Raw genomic sequence first — 21074 nt, forward strand, 5'->3', positions numbered from 1 at the left:
TCCCGTTTGATCCGGTCAACCCAGCGCCTGCTGCACGACGGCGACGATGCGCTGTGCGCACGGTGCGATCAGCGCGGGCTGCGCGTAGCCGTAGCCGATCAGCAGGCCGCGCAGGTCCTGGCGCGCCAGTGCATAGGCCGACAGCGGGCGCACCGAGATGCCCTCGGCCGCCAGCGTCGCGGCGATCGCGCGGTCGTCGAGCGCCGGCGGCAGCCGCAGGCACAGGTGCAGGCCCTGTGCGGCACCGGTGATCTGCACGCCGGGCAACGACAGCACGGGGGCCAGCGCCTGCAGCAGCCGTGCGCGCCGCTCGGCATAGGTCTGGCGCGTGCGGCGCAGCGCGGTCGCGAAATGCCCCATCTCGATGAATTCCGCCAGCGCCGCCTGCAGCGGCAGCTGACCGGGGCGGTGCAGGTCATAGTGCGCCTGCCGGAAGGCTTCGATCCACGCGCGCGGCACGACCAGGTAGCCGAGTTTGACGCCCGGGTAGAGCACCTTGGAAAACGTCCCCAGGTAGCACACGCGCCCGTCGTCGTCCAGGCCGGCCAGCGACGCGATCGGCGCGCTGTCGAAGCGGAATTCGCTGTCGTAGTCGTCCTCCAGCACCCAGGCGTTGGCCTCGGCGGCGCGGGCCAGCAGCGCGTGGCGCCGCGCCAGCGACATCACCGCGCCCGTGGGGTACTGGTGGGACGGGGTGACGTAGATCAGCCGCGGCGCCGGCGCCGACGCGGGCGGCGGGGCCCACCCCTCGTCGTCCACTGGCACCGGGTGCAGCCGCAACCCGCACGCGGTGAAGGCCTTGATCGCCCCCCAGTAGCCCGGGTCTTCCATCCAGACCGTGTCGCCGACGTCGGCCAGCAGCCGCGCGCACAACTCGAGTGACTGCTGCGTGCCGGTGGTGATGAGCACTTGCTCCGGCTCCAGCCGCACGTGGCGCGACACGCGCAGGTGGTCGGCCACCGCGCGGCGCAGCGGCCCGTAGCCGCCGGAGGTCGTGTAGTCCAGCATCTCCGGCCGCGCGGCGCGCCAGTGGCGGTTCTGCAGCCGCTGCCACAGCGCCACCGGAAACGCGCTGAAATCCGCCGCACCGGGGGTGAAGGGCTGGATCTCGAGGTCACGCGCGCTGTGGTGCTGCACGAGCCCCTGCCCGCGCGCCGACAGGCCAGGCAGGTGCGCGGCGTCCGCGCGCGGCGGCGGTCGCGTGCCCGCGCGCACGCGGGGCAGCTGATCGTGCACGTAGGTGCCGCTGCCCACGCGGCTGACGAGGTAGCCCTCGGCGCCGAGCTGCTCCAGCGCCGCCACCACCGTGTTGCGCGACAGCCGCAGGTCCTGCGCCAGCTCGCGGCTGGAGGGCAGCCGGTCGCCGGGCCCGAGCCGCCCGTCCAGCAGCGCGCGGCGCAGCGCCTCGTACAGGCGGCGGTTCAGCGGCAGCCCACTGCCCGGCCCGGCCGGCCCGTCCGGGCGGGACAGTTCGGTGAGCACATACTCGGCCAGCAGGGCGGCGGCTTGGGTCATCGGTCAGGTCGAGGCGGTCATCGCGCGCGGTGGTCCTGCCCTGCATTGTGCACGCCGGGGCGGGCTTGATCGGGCTTGCTTTGCGGCGTCGGCGGTGCCATCTTGCGCATCGAGGGTGCTACTCGCGGCGCATCGGATGGCGAGTCGTGGCGTTCGCGGTGGATCCCGAGCCGTGGCGCAAGTGGCACCGTGGCGCGGGGCCACTGCGGCCAGAATGGTCTGGACCATGGCAGCGCTTCTTTCGACCCCGCTCGTCTGGATGCCGGCGGACCACCGGCTGCTCGGCGATCACGGCCGCGCGATGCCGTTTCTGCTGCTCGGCGACAAGTACGCCCGCGCGGTGAAGGTCGGCGCGCAGGCGCAGCCGGTGATGTTTCCGCTCGCCGCCGCCGAGGATGTGCCGGCCCTGCTGGCGATGGTCGACGGCGTGGTGCTGACCGGGTCGCCCTCCAACGTGCACCCGCGCCATTTTGGCGAGGCGGTCGCCGATCCGACGCTGCCGCTGGACGAAGCGCGCGACGAAGTAACGCTCGCCGTGGTGCGCGCGGCGCTGGACAGCGGCGTGCCGCTGCTGGGCATCTGCCGCGGGTTTCAGGAGATCAACGTCGCGCTGGGCGGCAGTCTGCACCAGGCGGTGCACGCCCTGCCGGGGCACCTGGACCACCGCGAGCCGAAGGACGCCCCGATCGACGAACAGTACGCCCCGCGCCACGCGGTCACGCTGCAGCCGGGCAGCCTGCTGCACCGGCTCGCTGAGGGTGCGCCGGTCGTGCGCGTGAACTCGCTGCACGGCCAGGGCATCAAGCGGCTGGGGCAGGGGTTGCGCCCGGTCGCGCACGCCCCGGACGGCCTCATCGAGGCGGTGGAGTTCGAGGACGCGCGCGCGTTCGCGCTCGCGGTGCAGTGGCACCCAGAGTGGCGCTGCTGGGATGACCCCCTCTCGACGGCGATTTTCCGTGCCTTTGGCGAAGCGATCCGTCAGCGCCGCGCGCGGCGCGCGGCCGACGCCCGTGCCTTCGCCGCGGCGCCAGAATGTCCCTGAGTGGGCACGGCCCTGTCCGGCGGGGCCGGCGAGCCCGTTCGCGGCCACAATGACCGGACGCGCGCCACCGTGGTCGGGCCACCGCCCGGCGGTGGTTCCCCGACAGGGACAAGGAGACACCCGATGAGCAGTTCCAAACACCTCAAATCGTTCAACGATCTCGAACAATGGCTCAACGAGCGCCGCGTCACCGAGGTCGAGTGCCTGGTGCCCGACCTGACCGGCGTGGCACGCGGCAAGATCCTGCCGCGCGAAAAGTTCACCGAAGACCGCGGCATGCGATTGCCCGCCTCGGTGGTGGCGATGAGCGTGACAGGGGAGCAACCCAGCAGCGGCCCATACTACGACGTCATCGACCCCACGGAGCGGGACATGCAACTGCGTCCCGACCCGGCCACGGCACGCATCGTGCCCTGGGTCAGTGACCCCACGGCGCAGGTGATCCACGACTGCTTCGACCACAGCGGCAAGCTCATCCCGTACGCGCCGCGCAGCGTACTGCGCCACGTTTGCGAGCTTTACGACGGCCTCGGGCTGCAGCCGGTGGTGGCGCCGGAGCTGGAGTTCTACCTCACCGCGCGCAACACCGACCCCAACACGCTGCTGCACCCGCCGATCGGGCGCAGCGGCCGCGCCGAGACTTCGCGCCAGGCGTACTCGATCGACGCCGTCAACGAGTTCGACCCGCTGTTCGAGGAGATCTACGACTGCTGCGACAAGATGGAGCTCAACGTGGACACGCTGATCCACGAGGTGGGCGCGGGGCAGATGGAGATCAACTTTTTCCATGCGCACCCGCTGGAGCTGGCCGACGAGGTGTTTCTGTTCAAGCGCACCGTGCGCGAAGTGGCGCTGCGCCACGACATGTACGCCACCTTCATGGCCAAGCCCATCGCCGGTGAGCCGGGCAGCGCGATGCACATCCACCAAAGCCTCGTCGACAAGGCCACCGGCCGCAACGTCTTCAGTAACGAGGATGGCAGCCCCTCCGACATGTTCTACCACTACATCGGCGGGCTGCAGCGCTACATCCCGGCCGCGATGGCGCTGGTGGCCCCGTACGTCAACAGCTACCGGCGCCTGGCGCGCCACACCGCCGCGCCGATCAACATCGAGTGGGGGCACGACAACCGCACCGTGGGCATCCGCTCGCCGATCGCGCCGCCGCAGGCGCGCCGGCTGGAAAACCGCGTCATCGGCGCGGACGCGAACCCCTATATCGCGATGGCGATGACGCTGGCCTGTGGGTACCTCGGCATCGTCAACAAGATCAAGCCCAAGCCCGAGATGCGCGGCGACGCGTACCTGTCGCCCTATGCGCTGCCGCGCAGCCTCGGTGAGGCGCTGGACTGGCTGCGCCGCGAGCCCGACCTGCACCACGTGCTGGGCGAGGAGTTCATCACGATCTACACCGAGATCAAGGAACTCGAGTTCGAGGAGTTCATGAAAGTGATCTCGCCTTGGGAGCGCGAGCACCTGCTGCTGCACGTCTGACGCGCTTGCGCCCTTTTGCCGCTTCCCACCGACCTGGAGACCCGCCGATGAACGCTCCCACCGACCGCCTGGCGCCGCCGTCTTCCGCCCGCGCGCTGCAGGCGCTGGACAGCGCGCACTTCCTGCACCCCTTCACCGACCACCAGGCGCTCGCGGCCAAGGGGGCGCGCGTCATCACGCACGCGGAGGGCATCTGGATCTGGGACGCCGACGGCCACCGCATCCTGGACGGCATGAGCGGGCTGTGGTGCGTCAACGCCGGCTATGGCCGGCGCGAACTCGCCGACGCCGCACACCGGCAGATGCTGACGCTGCCGTTTTACAACACGTTCTTCCAGACCACGACCGAGCCGCCGGTGCGGCTGGCCGCGCGCCTGAGCGAGCTCGCCCCGCCGGTGGACGGGCGGCGCTTCACGCACGTGTTCTTCACCAGCAGCGGTTCGGAGGCCAACGACACCAACGTGCGCCTGGTGCGCCGCTACTGGGACCTGATGGGGCAGCCGCAGCGCAAGGTCATCATCAGCCGCTGGAACGCCTACCACGGCTCGACGGTCGCCGCCGCGTCGCTCGGCGGCATGCGCGCGATGCACGAGCAGGGCGACCTGCCGATCCCGGGCATCGAGCACATCCAGCAGCCGTACTACTGGGACCTGCGCGAGTCCGGCGAGACGCCCGAGGCGTTCGGGGTCCGCGCCGCGCGCTGGCTGGAGGAAAAGATCCTGGAAATCGGCCCGGAGAAGGTGGCCGCCTTCATCGCCGAGCCGGTGCAGGGTGCTGGCGGGGTCATCATCCCACCCGCTACCTACTGGCCCGAAATCCAGCGCATCGTGGACCGCTACGGCATTCTGCTGATCTCGGACGAGGTCATCTGCGCCTTCGGCCGGCTGGGGCACTGGTTCGCCTACGAAAAGTTCGGCATCAAGCCGGACCTGGTGACGTTTGCGAAGGCGGTGACCAGCGGCTATGTGCCGCTCGGCGGGGTGCTGGTCAATGAGCGCGTCGCGCAGGTGCTGTGCGCCGGGGGCGAGTTCACGCACGGTTACACCTACAGCGGCCACCCGGTGGCGTGCGCGGTGGCGCTGGCGAATCTCGAACTGATGGAGCGCGAAGCGCTGCCGCAGCGCGTGCGCGAGGACACCGCCCCCTATCTGGCGCAGCGCTTTGCCGCGCTGGCCGACCACCCGCTGGTGGGCGTGGCCGAGACCTGCGGCATGGTCGCGGGCCTCATTTTGGTGCGCGACAAGGCCACTTTGGGGCGCTTCCCCGAAGAATGGGCGGTGGGCATGACCTGTCGCGCGCACTGTTTCGACACCGGCGTCGTGATGCGCGCGGTCGGGGACCGCATGATCATCGCGCCGCCGCTGATCATGACGCGCGCCGACATCGACACGATGATCGACCTGATCTGGCGCGCGCTGGACGCGACGTTGGCGGATTTGCAACGCCAAGGCCGATGGGCGCCGGCCGTGTCCTAGAATCCGGCGCTAGAGCATGTGGGGGCGTCGTGGTGGGCCTCGTCCGCACCGGCCTGATCATTGCTTGGCAATGGTTTGTGTGGCATCAACTTTCCGTTAGGAGTGTGGACATGAAGATGCGTCTGTTGGCCCTGGCGCTCAGCGCGGCGTTCGTTGCCGCCTGCGGCAAGAAGGAAGAACCCGTCGCCCAGCCGGCCCCGGCACCCGCCCCCGCCGTCGCCCAGGCCCCGGCCCAGCCGGCCGGCCCGGTGCTGGATGACGAGAAGGTCCTCAACATCTACAACTGGCCCGACTACATCCCCGAGGGCATGCTGGAGGCCTTCGAGAAGGAAACCGGCATCAAGGTCAATTACGACACCTTCGAGACCAACGAAGCGCTGCACGCCAAGCTGGTTGCCGGCAACACCGGCTACGACATCGTCGTGCCGGGCAGCGTGTTCGCCAAGCCGCAGATCGAGGCCGGGCTCTTCCAGCCGCTCGACAAGTCCAAGATCCCCAACTACGGTAACCTCGACGCTGGCGTCATGAAGGTGCTCGAGCGCGTCGACCCGGGCAACCAGTACCTGGTGCCGTGGGCGTGGAGCTTCACCACCGTCGGCATCAACAAGACCAAGGTCGAAAAGGCGCTGGGCGGCATGCCGATGCCCGAAAACGCCTGGGACTTGGTGTTCGACCCCAAATACACCGCAAAGCTCAAGTCCTGCGGCATCGCCTACCTCGACTCGCCCTCCGAAATCATCCCGGTGGCGCTGCACTACATCGGCAAGGACGCGTACTCCAACGACCCGGCCGACTACAAGGCGGCGGTCGACATGCTGATGAAGGTGCGCAAGGACATCCGCATCTTCAGCTCGACGATGATCGACGACGTCGCCAGCGGCAAGGCCTGCGCCGTGATCGGCTGGGCCGGTGACATCAACATCGCCGCCGCGCGCGCCGCCGAGACCGGCTCCAAGGACGAGATCGTCGCGCTGTTGCCCTCCACCGGGGCGCTGGCGTTCTTCGACACGATGGCGATCCTGAAGGACGCCAAGCATCCGAACAACGCGCACGCGTTCATCAACTTCTACCTGAAGGCCGAGAACGCCGCCGCGATGGCCAACGAGATGGGGTACAACACCGGCAATACCCAGGGACGCGACCAGATGAAGCCGGAAGTGGTCAACAATCCCTCGATCTTCCCGCCGGCCGACTACATGCCCAAGCTGATCCAGCCCAGCAGCTACACCAACGAGGCGCGCGAGGCGATGGCATCGGCCTACAACGCGTTCAAGCGCGGCAAGTGACGCCGGGCGGTGTCCCGTCACACCGCGCGTGAACCCGGGCTGTTCGTACCCCCCGTATGAACAGCCCGTTTTGTTTGACTTTTTTCCAACCGTCGGCCGCTGTCCGACCCGCTGGAGTGTGAACCGTCATGGCTGAAGCTCCCCGTGTGCCCGTCGATGCGGAGCACTATTTGGTGACCGAAAAGCTCGTCAAGCGCTTCGACGAGGCGCTGGCGGTGGACGAGGTGTCGCTGTCGGTGCGCAAAGGCGAAATCTTTGCGCTGCTGGGCAGCTCGGGCTGCGGCAAGTCCACCCTGCTGCGCATGCTGGCCGGCTTCGAGACGCCGACCTCCGGGCGCATCCTGCTCGGTGGGCAGGACGTCGCCGGTCTGCCGCCGTACGAGCGGCCGGTCAACATGATGTTCCAGAGCTACGCGCTCTTCCCGCACCTGGACGTGTGGGAAAACGTCGCGTTCGGCCTCAAGCGCGAGGGGCTGCCCAAAGCGGAAATCGCCAAACGGGTGGATGAGATGCTGGCGCTGGTGCAGCTCACCCCGTACGCGAAGCGCAAGCCGCATCAGCTCTCGGGCGGCCAGCAGCAGCGCGTGGCGCTGGCGCGCAGCCTGGCCAAGCGGCCCAAGCTCCTGCTGCTCGACGAGCCGCTGGGCGCGCTGGACAAGAAGCTGCGCGAGCAGACGCAGTTCGAACTCGTCAACATCATCGAAAAAGTGGGCGTGACCTGCGTGATGGTGACGCACGACCAGGAAGAGGCGATGACGATGGCCAGCCGTATCGCGGTCATGAGCAAGGGCCGCGTGCTGCAGGTCGGTACCCCGCAGGAGATGTACGAATACCCGGCCAACCGCTTCGTCGCCGACTTCATCGGCAGCGTCAACCTCTTCGACGGCACGCTGGCGATCGACGAGCCGGACCACTGCGCGATCGACGCGCCGATCGGCCGCATCCACGTCGGCTACGGCACCACCGGTGCCGTGGGCATGCCCATCAGCGTCGCGGTGCGGCCGGAGAAGATCGACATCGCCAAGACGCGCCCCGAGGGCGTGCCGTGCAACCTGTTCCAGGGGCGGGTCAAGGAGATCGCCTACTTCGGCTCGTACAACAGCTACATCGTCGTCACGCCCCAGGGCCACAAGGTCAAGATCACCGAGGCCAACACCTCGCGCCACGACCTGTCGGACATCACGTGGGACGACGAGGTCTGGTTCTGGTGGAGCGACACCGCCGGTGTCGTGCTGCGCGACTGACGCCGCCACCCCGGGAGACCCGCCATGTCCCGCTCGTCCGCCCCGTCGCTGCTGACCATGCCCGGCCGGCGCTTCGTCATCGCCGTGCCGTTTGCGTGGCTGACGGTGTTTTTCTTCCTGCCGTTCCTGATCCTGCTCTACATCAGCTTCGTCGACATGGGCGACGGCATCGACCCGTTCCAGCCGCTGTGGGATGCGGCCTCGGGTGTGCTGCGGCTCAAGTACGAAAACTACTGGACCATCTTCAAGGCCGAGTGGGACGGGCCGCTGTTCCAGACGCTGTACGTCGAGGCCTACGTGCGCTCGCTGCTGTACGCGGCGATCACGGCGACGCTGTGCCTGCTGATCGGGTATCCGTTTGCGTACTTCATCGCGCGCAGCGCCCCGGCCGTGCGCCCCGCGTTGCTGCTGCTGGTGATGCTGCCGTTCTGGACGTCCTTCCTGCTGCGCGTGTACGCGTGGAAGGGGATTCTCGCCGATGCGGGGATACTGAACCGCCTGTTGATGGCGGTCGGGGTGATCGACGAGCCGCTGCACCTGCTCTACACCAACGTCTCGATGTTGGTGGGCATGACCTACGTGTACCTGCCGTTCATGGTGCTGCCGCTGTACGCCAACCTGGTCAAGCTCGACTGGCGGCTGCTGGAGGCCGCGTACGACCTCGGCGCCACGCCGTGGCGCGCGTTCTGGCTGGTGACGGTGCCGCTGTCCAAGGCGGGCATCATCGCCGGCTTCATGCTCGTCTTCATCCCGTCGGTGGGCGAGTTCGTCATCCCGTCGCTGTTGGGCGGCCCGGAGAACCTCATGATCGGCCGCGTCGTCTGGGACGAGATGTTCACCGCCAACAACTGGCCGCGCGCGGCGGCGCTGGCGGTCGTCATGATCGGCCTGATCGTCGTGCCGCTGGCGATCTACTACCGCTACAGCGGCGAGCGCGCGGCGCGCTGACCGGGAGGGCACACCGATGAAGTCACTGCTGGCCCGTCACCTCGGCAAGGCCTGGATGCTGCTCGTGTACGCGTTCTTGTACGCGCCGCTGCTGTTCATGATCGTCTTTTCGTTCAACAGCACGCGCCAGGACGCGGTGTTCACCGGCTTTTCGCTGCGCTGGTACGAGGCGCTGCTGGCCGACACCAAGATCGTCAACGGCTTTTTCGTCTCGCTGAAAGTGGCGCTGACCACCGGCCTGCTGTCGGCCGTGCTCGGCACCTTTGCCGCCTTCGTGCTGGTGCGCTACCGGCGCTTCTGGGGGCGCACGGTCTTTTCCGGCATGGTCAACGCGCCGCTCGTGATGCCCGAGGTCATCATCGGCCTGTCGCTGCTGCTGCTGATGGTGGGGGCGCAAAACGTCTTTGGCTGGCCCGAGCGCGGCATGCTCACCATCATCCTCGGCCACACGCTGATGGGCATGGCCTACGCGATGGTCGTCGTGCAGTCGCGCCTGTTGGAGATGGACCGCCGCATCGAGGAGGCGGCGATGGACCTCGGCGCGCGCCCGCACCAGGTGTTCTTCCTCGTGACGCTGCCCAACATTGCGCAGGCGGTGCTGGCCGCGTTTCTACTGTCGTTCACGCTGTCGTTCGACGACGTCGTGATCTCGGAATTCCTCTCCGGTCCCGGCGTCAACACCCTGCCGCAGGTGATTTTCGGTTACGCGCGCCGCGGGATCAACCCGACGATCTACGCCGCGGCCACGATCCTGATCGTCGTCGTGACCACGGTCATCGTCAGCTACGCCGTGTGGGTGGCGCGTAGCACCCGGCGGCGCGAGCGCGAAATCGCCGCTGCGCTGCGGCAGGGGTGAGGGGAGGTGCTGCGGCCGCGGTAACGCGATACGCGCCTCAACACCCCCACACCCCGATCGTACGCGGCCCCGCGTTGCTACGGATCGTGCGCGCGCCGTCACCGCTGCCACCATCGACGGCGCGGGCCACTGTTTCGCTGCGCTGCCAGATTTTGTCTTCCCACGCGATGCCCGGGCGACGGTCGAAGATGACCAAGTGCGCCTCGTCCGCACCGGCTTTGTCGGCGTAGTCGGCGGTCTGGGTGAGCCCCTCGGCGATGAGGGCGTCCAGGCTGCCCTTGCGGTAGAGCTTCAGTTCGATCACCACCCGCTGCACCGGGCCGAAAAAGCCCTGCTGCTCATCCAGCGGCCACTCGATCAGCAGGTCCGTGCGGCGCCGGCCCAGGCCGTACTCGCGCTGGATGCGCCCGCCGCCGTTGACGATTCTTTGCAGAAAGGCTTGCATCAGCAACTGCGGGCCGGCTTCCTTGTAGTCGAATCCCTCGATCCACGCCTCCGAGTGCTCACGAAAAAACTGCTGAAACCCGGCGAGCAGCTTCGGCATGTCCAGCCGCCGGTCGGGGCGCACATACCACGGCTGCTCATACGGCAACACGGTCTGGATGGTCCACGTCAGCTCGCGCGGAATCACCTCGCGGTAGATGCGGTTGGCAATGCGGATCTGCGGGCGAGAGGCGATCAGCCCCAGGTCTTCGACGTACTGCACGTCATCGGTGGGAAAGCGCTCCTGGACCGGCTCACCCTGAAGAAGCGCGTAGACGATGCGCGCCACCCGCGCCTCGCGCAACTTGTCGGTGAGCTGATCCAGGTGCGTGGCGCGCGACTGGATGAGGTTCTCGCGTGCCTGCCAGTAGTGCGTCAACGTGATGGGCTGGCTGCGGTCCCTGAGTTCCCGCATATTCCAGGTTAGCTCATGCCCCAGCGCATTGACCAGCCACGGCTGCCCCTCGGTGTCGGCCCACAGCTCCGGGTAGATCGCTGGGTCGAAGCGCTGACCCGTCTCGGCCTCGTGCTGCTGCCAAAGCTGCTCGCACTCGGCGCGCGAGAAGTTGCTCAAGCGCAGCGACACGGCCTTGATGTTGAAGGCCGACCCTCCGGTGATGATCTCGCCTCCGGAGTGGATGCGGTAGTCGCGCACATCGCGCACGCCGCACAGCACGACGGTTTGCGGAAAAGCCTCAGGCCGCTGGGCGTAGCCGGCGCGGATCTGGCGCAAGAGGGAGATGAGCGTATCGCCCACCAGCGCGTCGACTTCGTCGAGGAAGAGCACGGCGGGTTTGGCGTCCAGCTGCGACCAGTGGCGCAGCAGGGCGGTGAGCAGGTTCTGCGGGGCCATGCGTGGTTTGTTGTCCCAGTACCACGCGGCGATCCGTGTATCGCTCAGGTAGGTTTCGAGGCTGCCGACGATGGCCTCACAGGCAGCGGGGATGCCCTGCGTCTCGTCGCCGCGGGCGGCCTGCGCGCCTTCGATATTGGCGTAGGCGCAGCGGTAGCGCCCCTGGGCGTTGAGGTGGTGCATCAGCGCCAGCAGCGCCGTGGTCTTGCCGGTCTGGCGCGGGGCGTGCAGCACGAAGTAGCGCTTGGCGTCGATCAGCGCTTCGATCTCGGCCAGATCGATGCGCGCCAGCGGATCGAGCATGTAGTGGTCGCCCGGAATCGAGGGGCCGGCGGTGTTGAAGGTCTTCATGGTGCGTGAGTGCAGGAACCGAACCAGATGGTGTTGGCGGGGTGCGAGGGATGCCCGATCGGTTCCTTTCGGAGGATACCAAGTGGCTGTCGATGATGGTGCGCTGGGGCGTTACGATGCACGCGATCTGACGCTGCAAATGCAGGAGGTAACCCATGACCGCTGAGACGACCGTTGTGCCGCGCTTCGACGGCCGCGCGTTGATCGACGGCCGCCGCGTGGACGCGGCCGATGGCCAGACCTTCGACTGTGTTTCGCCCGTGGATGGGCGGGTGCTGGCGACCGTCGCGCGCGGCGGCGCGGCCGATATCGATGCCGCGGTGGCGGCGGCGCGACGTGCGTTCGAGGACCGGCGCTGGGCGGGGTTGGCCCCGGCGGCGCGCAAGCGCGTGCTCATCCGGCTGGCGGAGCTGCTGCTGGCGCATGCGGACGAGCTGGCGCTGACCGAAACGCTGGACATGGGCAAGCCCATCCGCTACGCGAAGGGCGTGGACGTGCACAGCGCGGCCAACTGCATCCGCTGGTACGGCGAGGCGATCGACAAGGTGTACGACGAGATCGCACCGACGCCCGCGACGGCGCTGGCGCTGGTGACGCGCGAGCCGGTGGGGGTGGTCGGCGTCATCGTGCCGTGGAACTACCCGCTGCTGATGGCGGCATGGAAGATCGCGCCGGCGCTGGCGGTGGGCAATTCGGTGGTCCTCAAGCCCAGCGAGAAGTCGCCGCTGTCGGCGCTGCGGCTCGCCGAGCTGGCGCTGGAGGCGGGCATTCCGCCCGGGGTGTTCAACGTGGTGCCGGGCTACGGGCCCGAGGCGGGCAGCGCGCTGGCGCTGCACATGGACGTGGACTGCATCGCGTTCACCGGCAGCACGCGCGTGGGCAAGCAGATTCACGTGATGGCGGGGCAGAGCAACCTCAAGCGCGCGTGGACCGAGCTGGGCGGCAAGTCGCCCAATATCGTCTTTGCCGACTGCCCGGACCTGGACCGCGCGGTGCAGGCGGCGGTGGGCAGCGTCTTTTTCAACCAGGGCGAGAGCTGCAACGCCCCGTCGCGCCTGTTCGTCGAGGCGTCGATCCACGACGCCTTCGTCGAAAAGGCGCTGGCGCTGGTGCCCAAATACCAGCCTGCCAATCCGCTGGAAAAAGACACGGTGATGGGCGCGATCGTGGACCGCATCCAGCTCGGCACCGTGATGCGCTACATCGAGCAGGGGCAGGCCGAGGGCGCGCGGCTGCTCGCCGGCGGGCAGGCGGTGGAGCCGGTGCCGGGCGGCTGCTACGTGCAACCGACCATCTTCGACGGCGTGCACAACGGGATGACGATCGCGCGCGAGGAGATCTTCGGCCCGGTGCTGTCGGTGATCACGTTCACCGACGCGGCAGACGCGGTACGGCAGGCCAACGACAGCATCTACGGCCTGCAGGCGGCGGTGTGGACGCGCGACCTCAACAAGGCGCACGCGGTGGCGCGCGCGCTGCGTGCCGGCACGGTGCACGTCAACCAGTATGACGAGGACGACATCACCGTGCCGTTCGGGGGCTACAAGCAAAGCGGCATCGGGCGCGACAAGTCGCTGCACGCACTGGACAAGTACACCGAGCTGAAAACCACCTGGATCCGGATCGACAGCCCGTTATAAACCGTACTCGGGGCATCGTTGCCTTGGGGCATCACCTTGGGGCATCAGCGGTGGGCGCGGTCGCGTCGCCGCCCGCCCCGTTGCCAGGCCGTGCCGTGATGGCGGCGGTCCGAAGTCGTCTCGAGCCCCCCGGCGAGCGCGGTGTGCCGGCGGTTCGCCCCGGGGGAATACGATGGGGCCTCGTGCCCCATCCGATCGTCAGGCCCCCTCACGGGGCGGCGAACGGGTAGTCCGTGTACCCCTCGGCCCCGCCACCGTAGAGCGTCTCGCGCTGCAACGGGTTGAGCGGCAGCCCCTCGCGCAGCCGGCGCGTCAGGTCCGGGTTGCTGATGAAGGGGCGGCCAAATGCCACCAGATCGGCGCCGTTGGCCAGGGCCTGCTCGGCCAGCGCGCGGTCGTAGCCGTTGTTGACCATCCACGCGCCTGTGCCGCCCGCGTCCCGATAGGCGCGGCGCAGCGCGGCGTAGTCGAACGGCTGTGCCCCCTGCTGGTAGTCGCGCGGGCCGCCGGTCTGCCCCTCGATGAGGTGGACGTAGGCCAACCCCAGCGGTGCCAGCATTCGCACCACATATTCGAACAGGGGCTGCGGCTCGTCATCGTGCGCGTCGTTGACCGGCGTGACCGGCGAGAGGCGGATGCCGACGCGCTCGCCGCCGATCGCGCCGGTGACGGCCTGCATCACCTCCCGCAGCAGGCGGGCGCGGTTTTCGATGGAGCCACCGTAGGCGTCGGTGCGCTGGTTGCTGCCGCGGCGCAGGAACTGGTCGAGCAGGTAGCCGTTGGCCGCGTGCACCTCGACGCCGTCGAAACCCGCTGTCCGCGCATTGAGGGCGGCCTGGCGGTACGCCTCGACGATGCCCGGCAACTCGTCCAGCCGCAGCGCGCGCGGCTCCGACACGTCGACGAAGCGCCCGACACGCCGTCCGTCGGCGGTGGTTTCGATGACGTAGGTTTTGGCCTGCGCGCGGATGGCCGACGGTGCCACCGGCGGTTGTCCACCCGGCTGCAGGGATACGTGCGAGATGCGCCCCACGTGCCACAGCTGCAGCACGATGTGGCCGCCGGCGGCGTGCACCGCGTCGGTGACCGCACGCCACGCCTGGACCTGTTCGGGCGTGTGGATGCCGGGCGTGTCGGCGTAGCCGTGGCCTTCAGGGCACACCGGCGTGGCTTCGGCGATGATGAGGCTGGCGCCGTCGCGCGGGTGGGCGCGCTGCGCGTAGTAGGTGGCCATCAGCGGCGTGGGCACTTGGCCGGGCGCGCGGTTGCGTGTCAGCGGGGCCATCACGACCCGGTGGGGCAGCGCCCAGGCGCCGACCGTGACAGGTTCGAACAGAGAGGGATGCTTAGAACTCATGGGCAAAATTGTGCGTCGCATCAAAAGCGCTTGCACGCTGGCGTTGTCACGCACGCGCCACGGCGCTGGGCTCAGTATCATCCACAGGCCCATGAGTGCCGCGCCGAAGACGTTTTCCGTTTTGCCGCCGACCGGAAGTCCCGGCCCGTTGTGGTTGCGTGGACTGGCGCGCTTGCCGCTGCCCGTCTTGCGCGCTGCTGGCTGGCTGCTGGGGGCGGCGCTGTATGGGTTGGCACCGAAGCGCCGGGCGGTGGCGGTGCGCAACCTCGCGCTGTGTTTTCCGCATGCCAGCGCGGCGCAGCGGCGCGCTTGGCTGTGGCAGACGTTTCGGCATTTCGGCCAGGCATTCGTCGACCGCGTCTGGCTGTGGCATGCACCGCCCGAGGTGGTGGCGCGACGCGTGCGGCTGGAGGGGGCTTGGCAGGTGCTTGCCGCGCCAGGGCCGGTGGTGGTTTTTGCGCCGCATTTCGTGGGGCTGGACGCGGCGTGGACGCGGCTGACGCAGGCAATCGCGCGCGAGTGGGCCGGTGTCTATGCGCCACAGGTCAACGAGCGCCTTGATCGTTGGGTGTGGCAGGGGAGGCATCGGTTCGGGCAGCCGAAAATCATGTCGCGCCGAGAGGGGTTGCGTGGGCTGGCGCGGGCATTGCGCGCGGGTGCCGCAATCTATCTGCTGCCCGATATGGACTTTGGCGCGGCGCAGTCGGTGTTCGTGCCGTTTTTTGGTGTCGCGGCAGCGACGGTGACGTCGCTGCCGCGGCTGGCGGCGCTGGCGGGTGCGCCGGTCGTTGCGGTGGTGGCGCGGCTGGATCGGCGCGGTTACCGTGTGTGGGTGGGGCCACCGTGGGCGCAATACCCCAGCGGCGACGATGAGGCGGACGCGCGGCGCATGAACGCCGAGCTGGAGGCGTGGATCGCCGAGGCGCCGGGGCAGTACCACTGGCTGCACCGGCGCTTCAAAACCCGCCCCCCGGGGCAACCGCCGGCCTATTGACCCAAGTCAAGGATGTGACGCGCGCGCGCTGACGCGGGTTCTGCCCGTCCGGACAATGCGTGCCATGGATCGCCGCGTGCGCCAGATAAATCGACGCGCCAGCCGGGTCGCCTTAGGTTCGCCTGCACCGTCTCAGGCCGATTGTGCGGCGTGCGTACGCGCCCGAGATTGTTTGCTCGCGCGCGCCGAGCTCAGGGGTCACGTCGCCCCTACGGTTGAGCGGGTGGTCAGCGCCGGCACGCGGATCATTCACCAGGGTGAACCGGTGCACGAATTGGTGGCGATCAAAATCGGGCTGGTGTTGTTGCGCCGGCGGCTGGCTTCGGGCGAGGTCTGTGCGGTGGCCCTGGTCGGTCCTGGTCTGACGTTGGGGGTGTGTGCGCTGCTGTCGAGCGCGGCCGAGGTGGACGCGGTGGCGCTTACGGCGTGTCGGCTGTGTGCGCGCGCTGTTCGGGTTCAGCACCAAATTCCCGGGGTTGCGGTGGCCGATAGTGCCCGTTTACTGGAGGCGTTGGCCGACTGGGCCACGATCGGGCGGTTGCGCACGGCCACGCAGCGCGTGGAGGAGACGCTGCGCCGTATCGCCCACCTTCAGGGCGCAGCGCGCGTGGTGTTGCCGCCGCGAGAGGTGCTGGGGCAGCTGAGCGCGTGCGTGCCAGAAACCGTCTCTCGCGCCTTGGCGACCTTGGTGCGCCGGGGTCGCATTCGGCGGGGCGAACGGCGTGGCGTTGTTTATGTTTTGGCGTAGTGCGCTCCCGGCGCGCGCGAGGAAGCGTATCCTCACCGATTCCCTTTGGGGCATGACGTCCCAGCAGGATTCGGAAGTGCGCCGCACACGTGACAAAAATCATTTCCAAGCTCGAAAGTTGAGGGACGATCGGGGTCAAGGCGCGGGTGTTGTGGCAATCTGGTGAGGCTCTATCACCACAGTGCTGACACAGATCGACGGCAGTGGTCGTGAGGGACGCCACGCATGCGCCGCAATTTGCCCGTGACCCAACGTGAGTACGCCTTCGACGGGCGCACCACGCTACTGTCTACCACCGACCCCAAGGGCCGCATTACCTACGCCAACGCCGCGTTCAACGCGGTGAGCGGCTTCGACGCGGAGGAGCTCACCGGCCAGCCGCACAATATCGTGCGCCACCCGGACATGCCACCCGAGGCGTTCGAGGACATGTGGCGCACGATCAAGAGCGGCCTGTCGTGGACGGCGCTGGTGAAAAACCGCCGCAAGGACGGCGACCACTACTGGGTGCGGGCCAACGCCGCGCCGATGGTGCGCGACGGGCAGCTGGTCGGGTATCTGTCGGTGCGCACCGCGCCGGAGCGCTCGGAAATCGAGGCGGCCGAGCGGCTTTACGCTGCCTTCCGCGAGGGGCGCGCCAAAGGGCTCGCGTTCGATCGCGGGCTCGTCGTGCGTACCGGCTGGCAGTCGTGGCGCAGCTGGACGCAGCGCGCCAGCACCGCGGCGCGCCTGCGCGTGGGGTTGTGGGCCGCGGCGCTGCTGCCCGCGGCGGCGGCGGTCGGCTTCGGAGCCATCACCGGCGCGTGGCCGGTGGCCGGGGTCGTCGGCGCGGTGGCCGTGGTCGGCGCGGCGCTGGCGGACCTGTGGCTCACCCGGCAGATCCTGCAGCCGCTGCGCAGCATCCGCGAGCACGCGCTGTCCGTCGCGGCGGGCAACCTCTATACGCGGCCGCCGCTGAACCGCGTGGACGACATCGGGCTGCTCGCGCGCTCGATCAACCAGGCGGGGTTGAATTTGCGCGCGCTGGTGGACGACGTGGCCGCGCAGGTGGCGGGGGTGAGCGCGGCGAGCGAGCAGATCGCGCAGGGCAACGACGACCTGTCGCAGCGCACCGAGCGCGCCGCGGCGAGCCTGGAGGAGACGGCCGCCTCCACCGAACAGATCACCGCCACCGTGCGGCAAAACGCGGAGAACACCCGCACCGCCACCGAAGTCGCGCAGCAGACGATGGCCGCGGCCGACGAGGGCGCACACGTGGTGCAGTGCGTCGTGCAGACGATGGGGCAGATCGCCGCCGGTTCGCAGCGCATCGCCGACATCACGGGGCTGATCGACAGCATCGCATTCCAGACCAACATCCTCGCGCTCAATGCCGCCGTGGAAGCCGCCCGCGCGGGTGAGGCGGGGCGCGGCTTCGCGGTGGTTGCGGGCGAGGTGAGGAGCCTGGCGCAGCGCAGCGCCGAGGCGGCCAAGGAAATCCGCGCCCTGATCCAGGCCAGCGTCGAGCAGGTCAAGGCCGGCTCCGCCCAGGCGCAGGAGGCGGGTGAGCGCATCGCGTCGGTGGTCGAACACATCCGCCGTGTCTCGACGTTCATCGAGGAGATCGCAACGGCCAGTGCCCAGCAATCGGGGGGTGTGGCGCAGATCGGCGCAGCGATGGGGCAGCTGGATCGCGACACGCAGCAAAACGCGGCGTTGGTGGAGGAGCTGTCCGCGGCGGCGCGCAGTCTGCACGCGCGCGCCGAGCGGCTCAGCGACGCGTTGGCGGTGTGGCGGGTGGGGGCGCGTGCATGAGCGCGTGGATGGGGGGATCCGTGACGGCGACCACCTCCCTGCACATTCCGGCCGCGCTGCTGGCCGAGGCCGAGGCGGCGGCCAGCGGCGTCATCGCGCCCTTGGAGCGCGCGGTGTTCGACGCCGCCCCGGACGGCATCGCCGTCGTCGACGAGACGGCGACCCTCGTGCGGGTCAACCCGGCGCTGGTGCGCATGGCGGGCTATCCCGACGCGGCGGCGTTGGTGGGGCAGCCGCTGGACGTGCTGCTGCCGTCCGCCGCGCGCGGCGCGCACGCGGCGTGGGTGCGGCGGTTTTTTGCGCACCCGCAGCCGCGGCCGATGGGGCGCGTGCGCGATTTGGCGTTGCGCCGTGCCGACGGCAGCGAACTGCCGGTCGACATCGCGCTGGGCCTGTGCGTGTGCGACGGGCGGCCGTGTGCGGTGGCGTTCGTGCGCGACGTGACCGAGTCGCGGGCGCTGATCGAACGGCTGCAGCACCTGGCCGCGCACGACCCGCTCACCGGGCTGGCGAACCGTGCGCAGTTGCGCTCGCAGGCGTGTCTGGCCGCCGCCGCAGCGCGCCGGCACGGGCACACCGCGGCGCTGCTGTTGCTGGACCTGGACGACTTCAAGGGGATCAACGACACCCACGGCCACCCGGTGGGGGACCGGGTGCTGCAGGTGGTCGCCGAACGCCTGCGCGAGGCCGTGCGCACCGACGACGTGGTCGCGCGGCTGGGCGGGGACGAGTTTGCGGTGCTGTTGCCCTACGTCGAATCGCCGGTCGACGCGCTGCGCGTCGCGGACAAGCTGCTCATCGCGCTGGGGCGCCCGGTGCGGGTGGAGGGGCTGGAGCTGGCCATCGGGGCCTCGGTCGGCGTGGCCTGCTGCCCGCAGGACGCACAGGACGCCGACGCCCTGTTGCGCGCTGCCGACCTGGCGCTGTACGCGGCCAAAGGCGGCGGGCGTCAGCAGCCCGCGCGCTACGCGCCGGCGCTGGCGCAGGCGATGGACGAGCGCGCGCGGCTGGCGGAGCGGCTGCGGCAGGCGCTGCGCCACGGCGGGCTGGCGCTGCACTACCAGCCGCAGGTGGACGTGCGCACGGGGGCCGTGGTGGGGGTGGAGGCGCTGCTGCGCTGGACCGACGCCGAGCTGGGCGCGGTGCCGCCGGCGCGCTTCATCCCGGTGGCGGAGGCGTCGGGGCTGATCCTGCCGCTGGGTGACTGGGTGTTGCACGAGGCGTGCCGCCAGGCCCGCGCCTGGGCCGATCAGGGGCTGCGCCTGCGGGTGGCGGTCAACCTGTCGCCGGCGCAGTTCCGGCAGCCCGGTCTGGTGGCGCAGGTGCGCGAGCTGCTGCGGGCGCACGGCGTCGCCCCCGACGCGCTGGAACTGGAGATCACGGAGTCGCCCCTGAAATATTCATAACAGCATGATTTTTCTTGTGTTATTGTCTGTTTGCGAGTACAATTTCCCCCAGATTTGATGGTCTGATGCGCCGTTTTCTGGGAGTTTTGCGATGTTTGCCTGCCCCGCCACCGAGGACTTCTTCCGCGCCCGGCTCGATCAGATGATCGACCTGCGCCATCCGCTGGCGGTGTTGTCCTCACGCATGCCGTGGCAGGAGTTGGAAGCAAGGCTGTCGCACCTGTTCATGCGCAAAGCGCGCGCAGGTGTCGCGATGCCCGATCTGGACCTCTTTGGCGAATCTCCGGTGCGCGCAGCTCGGGCGTCCAACGCAGGCCGACCCCGCGTGCCGCTGCGCGTGATGATCGCGCTGCTGTATCTGAAGCACGCCTTCAACGAGTCGGACGAAGGGGTGGTCGAGCGCTGGGGCGAAACCCCCACATGGCAGTTCTTCTCGGGGCGGGCGTACTTTGAACATCGCCGGCCGTGCGACGCCACGACGCTGGTGAAGTTTCGCCGGCTGCTGGGCGAAGAAGGCGTGGAAGAACTCTTGGCGCAGACCATCAACGTGGCGGTGGAAACCGGACTCATCAAGCCGCAGGAACTCAAGCGCGTGGTGGTGGACACCACCGTACAACCCAAGGCGGTGGCGCACCCCACCGACAGCCGGCTGCTGGAGACGGCACGCACCAAGCTGGTGGAGGCGGCCAAGGCCGCCGGCATCGCCTTGAAGCAGACCTTTGCCAAGGAAGGCAAGGAGCTGGCCCGCAAGGCAGGACGCTATGCGCACGCGCGGCAGTTTGCGCGCATGCGCCGGGTCATCAAGCGCCAGCGCACGATCGTGGCCAGGCTGCAGCGCGAGATCGAGCGCAAGGCCAGCCGCCTGGGGCAGGCCATCCAGAGTGCTCTTGGCCACACCCTCAACAAGGCGGCGCGTCTGGTGGCGCAGACTGCCAACCGAAAGACCGCCGACGGGACTCGAAAGCTCTACGCCTGGCACGCGCCGGAGGTGGAGTGCATCAACAAGGGCAAGGCCCGCTGCCCTTACGAGTTCGGCGTCAAGGTCGGCATTGCCAGCACCCTGAAGCACAGCCTCATCGTCGCAGCCCGGGCCTTCCATGGCAACCCCTACGACGGGCACACGCTGCAAGCGCAGCTGGAGCAGGCCACGATCCTGATGCAGGACACTGGCATCAAGCCCAGCACAGCGTTTGCCGATCTGGGCTACCGCGGGGTGGAAGCCGACATTGCGGATGTGCGCCTGGTGCACCGCGGCAAGATCAAGCGCCTCACGCAGCAGGAGCGCAAGCTGCTCAAGCGCCGCCAGGCCATCGAGCCGGTCATCGGGCACTTGAAGCAGGATCACCGCATGGACAGGTGCCACCTCAAGGGCGAGCAGGGTGACCGGCTGCACGCGGTGCTGTGCGCGGCGGGCTACAACATCCGCTGGCTGCTGCGCATGATCACGAAGAAGGGCGTGCCCTTCTTGAGGCGAGCTTTTTTGCGCCTCATTGCGGCCGTGCGCCTCATCGGCCGGTGGCTCGCCCAGCGGCGGCCAACCGAGTCCAGTGGCGCCAACCCTGCCCAGCTGCGGCTAAGGGCGGCGTGA

At 68.9% G+C, this 21074-nt stretch carries 16 protein-coding genes; 13 read left to right on the plus strand and 3 right to left on the minus strand.

The features are described from left to right. Window positions 1-15 precede the first annotated feature (15 nt). Window positions 16-1497 carry a MocR-like pyridoxine biosynthesis transcription factor PdxR gene (pdxR, locus tag LCC91_RS12175; protein WP_082007484.1) on the minus strand — a complete coding sequence of 494 codons (1482 nt, stop codon included), beginning with the start codon at window positions 1495-1497 and terminating at the stop codon, window positions 16-18. Between the two features lie 244 nt (window positions 1498-1741). Here pdxR and LCC91_RS12180 point away from each other — a divergent pair, with 244 nt between their 5' ends. The 7 genes from LCC91_RS12180 (at window position 1742) to LCC91_RS12210 (ending at window position 9860) form a co-directional block, all read left to right on the plus strand. Beyond that, window positions 1742-2557: a gamma-glutamyl-gamma-aminobutyrate hydrolase family protein gene (locus LCC91_RS12180; protein ID WP_043699329.1), complete on the plus strand. Its 816-nt coding sequence runs from the start codon at window positions 1742-1744 to the stop codon at window positions 2555-2557. Between the two features lie 123 nt (window positions 2558-2680). Further along, window positions 2681-4051, plus strand: a complete 1371-nt coding sequence (locus LCC91_RS12185) for a glutamine synthetase family protein (protein WP_043699334.1) — start codon at window positions 2681-2683, stop codon at window positions 4049-4051. Window positions 4052-4098: 47 nt separating this feature from the next. Continuing rightward, on the plus strand, window positions 4099-5526 hold the full coding sequence (locus tag LCC91_RS12190) for an aspartate aminotransferase family protein (RefSeq protein WP_043699335.1): 1428 nt from the start codon (window positions 4099-4101) through the stop codon (window positions 5524-5526). A 110-nt stretch (window positions 5527-5636) separates the two neighbouring features. Continuing rightward, window positions 5637-6812, plus strand: coding sequence for an extracellular solute-binding protein (locus tag LCC91_RS12195; RefSeq protein ID WP_043699337.1), 1176 nt, complete (start codon window positions 5637-5639; stop codon window positions 6810-6812). 128 nt (window positions 6813-6940) lie between these two features. After that, on the plus strand, window positions 6941-8056 hold the full coding sequence (locus LCC91_RS12200; RefSeq protein ID WP_043699338.1) for an ABC transporter ATP-binding protein: 1116 nt from the start codon (window positions 6941-6943) through the stop codon (window positions 8054-8056). A gap of 24 nt (window positions 8057-8080) precedes the next feature. Beyond that, complete coding sequence (locus tag LCC91_RS12205) at window positions 8081-9004, plus strand: ABC transporter permease (protein ID WP_043699340.1); 924 nt, start codon at window positions 8081-8083, stop codon at window positions 9002-9004. A 16-nt stretch (window positions 9005-9020) separates the two neighbouring features. Beyond that, window positions 9021-9860: an ABC transporter permease gene (locus tag LCC91_RS12210; protein WP_043699343.1), complete on the plus strand. Its 840-nt coding sequence runs from the start codon at window positions 9021-9023 to the stop codon at window positions 9858-9860. A gap of 37 nt (window positions 9861-9897) precedes the next feature. Here LCC91_RS12210 and LCC91_RS12215 read toward each other — a convergent pair whose 3' ends face one another. Then, the gene (locus tag LCC91_RS12215) at window positions 9898-11547 is read right to left on the minus strand and encodes an ATP-binding protein (RefSeq protein ID WP_224440946.1); all 1650 of its coding nucleotides are present in this window, start codon (window positions 11545-11547) and stop codon (window positions 9898-9900) included. A 155-nt stretch (window positions 11548-11702) separates the two neighbouring features. Here LCC91_RS12215 and LCC91_RS12220 point away from each other — a divergent pair, with 155 nt between their 5' ends. Further along, entirely contained in the window at window positions 11703-13187 is a 1485-nt protein-coding gene (locus tag LCC91_RS12220; protein ID WP_043702657.1) for an aldehyde dehydrogenase, read from the plus strand. 208 nt (window positions 13188-13395) lie between these two features. Here LCC91_RS12220 and LCC91_RS12225 read toward each other — a convergent pair whose 3' ends face one another. Continuing rightward, window positions 13396-14544, minus strand: a complete 1149-nt coding sequence (locus LCC91_RS12225; protein ID WP_058616535.1) for an alkene reductase — start codon at window positions 14542-14544, stop codon at window positions 13396-13398. Between the two features lie 91 nt (window positions 14545-14635). On the opposite strand from LCC91_RS12225, the gene LCC91_RS12230 reads away from it, so the two are divergent. The 5 genes from LCC91_RS12230 (at window position 14636) to LCC91_RS12250 (ending at window position 21074) form a co-directional block, all read left to right on the plus strand. Then, on the plus strand, window positions 14636-15538 hold the full coding sequence (locus LCC91_RS12230; RefSeq protein ID WP_082007667.1) for a lysophospholipid acyltransferase family protein: 903 nt from the start codon (window positions 14636-14638) through the stop codon (window positions 15536-15538). A gap of 64 nt (window positions 15539-15602) precedes the next feature. After that, on the plus strand, window positions 15603-16286 hold the full coding sequence (locus tag LCC91_RS12235; protein ID WP_185974938.1) for a Crp/Fnr family transcriptional regulator: 684 nt from the start codon (window positions 15603-15605) through the stop codon (window positions 16284-16286). Window positions 16287-16511: 225 nt separating this feature from the next. After that, window positions 16512-18080 (plus strand): methyl-accepting chemotaxis protein, encoded by a 1569-nt coding sequence (locus LCC91_RS12240; protein ID WP_043702651.1) that lies wholly within the window; start codon window positions 16512-16514, stop codon window positions 18078-18080. A 20-nt stretch (window positions 18081-18100) separates the two neighbouring features. Further along, window positions 18101-19486: a putative bifunctional diguanylate cyclase/phosphodiesterase gene (locus tag LCC91_RS12245; RefSeq protein WP_185974939.1), complete on the plus strand. Its 1386-nt coding sequence runs from the start codon at window positions 18101-18103 to the stop codon at window positions 19484-19486. A 91-nt stretch (window positions 19487-19577) separates the two neighbouring features. After that, window positions 19578-21074, plus strand: a complete 1497-nt coding sequence (locus LCC91_RS12250) for an IS5 family transposase (RefSeq protein WP_224440884.1) — start codon at window positions 19578-19580, stop codon at window positions 21072-21074.

The organism is Tepidimonas taiwanensis (genome assembly GCF_020162115.1).
GTDB lineage: Bacteria > Pseudomonadota > Gammaproteobacteria > Burkholderiales > Burkholderiaceae_C > Tepidimonas > Tepidimonas taiwanensis.

Bases quoted from the DNA above. Each gene is read 5' to 3' on its own strand.
- LCC91_RS12240 (WP_043702651.1), top strand. From the start codon at position 16,512: ATGCGCCGCAATTTGCCCGTGACCCAACGTGAGTACGCCTTCGACGGG.
- LCC91_RS12230 (WP_082007667.1), top strand. From the start codon at position 14,636: ATGAGTGCCGCGCCGAAGACGTTTTCCGTTTTGCCGCCGACCGGAAGT.
- LCC91_RS12225 (WP_058616535.1), bottom strand. From the start codon at position 14,544: ATGAGTTCTAAGCATCCCTCTCTGTTCGAACCTGTCACGGTCGGCGCC.
- LCC91_RS12195 (WP_043699337.1), top strand. From the start codon at position 5,637: ATGAAGATGCGTCTGTTGGCCCTGGCGCTCAGCGCGGCGTTCGTTGCC.
- LCC91_RS12180 (WP_043699329.1), top strand. From the start codon at position 1,742: ATGGCAGCGCTTCTTTCGACCCCGCTCGTCTGGATGCCGGCGGACCAC.
- LCC91_RS12250 (WP_224440884.1), top strand. From the start codon at position 19,578: ATGTTTGCCTGCCCCGCCACCGAGGACTTCTTCCGCGCCCGGCTCGAT.
- LCC91_RS12205 (WP_043699340.1), top strand. From the start codon at position 8,081: ATGTCCCGCTCGTCCGCCCCGTCGCTGCTGACCATGCCCGGCCGGCGC.
- LCC91_RS12235 (WP_185974938.1), top strand. From the start codon at position 15,603: ATGGATCGCCGCGTGCGCCAGATAAATCGACGCGCCAGCCGGGTCGCC.
- LCC91_RS12185 (WP_043699334.1), top strand. From the start codon at position 2,681: ATGAGCAGTTCCAAACACCTCAAATCGTTCAACGATCTCGAACAATGG.
- LCC91_RS12190 (WP_043699335.1), top strand. From the start codon at position 4,099: ATGAACGCTCCCACCGACCGCCTGGCGCCGCCGTCTTCCGCCCGCGCG.
- LCC91_RS12210 (WP_043699343.1), top strand. From the start codon at position 9,021: ATGAAGTCACTGCTGGCCCGTCACCTCGGCAAGGCCTGGATGCTGCTC.
- LCC91_RS12215 (WP_224440946.1), bottom strand. From the start codon at position 11,547: ATGAAGACCTTCAACACCGCCGGCCCCTCGATTCCGGGCGACCACTAC.
- LCC91_RS12220 (WP_043702657.1), top strand. From the start codon at position 11,703: ATGACCGCTGAGACGACCGTTGTGCCGCGCTTCGACGGCCGCGCGTTG.
- LCC91_RS12200 (WP_043699338.1), top strand. From the start codon at position 6,941: ATGGCTGAAGCTCCCCGTGTGCCCGTCGATGCGGAGCACTATTTGGTG.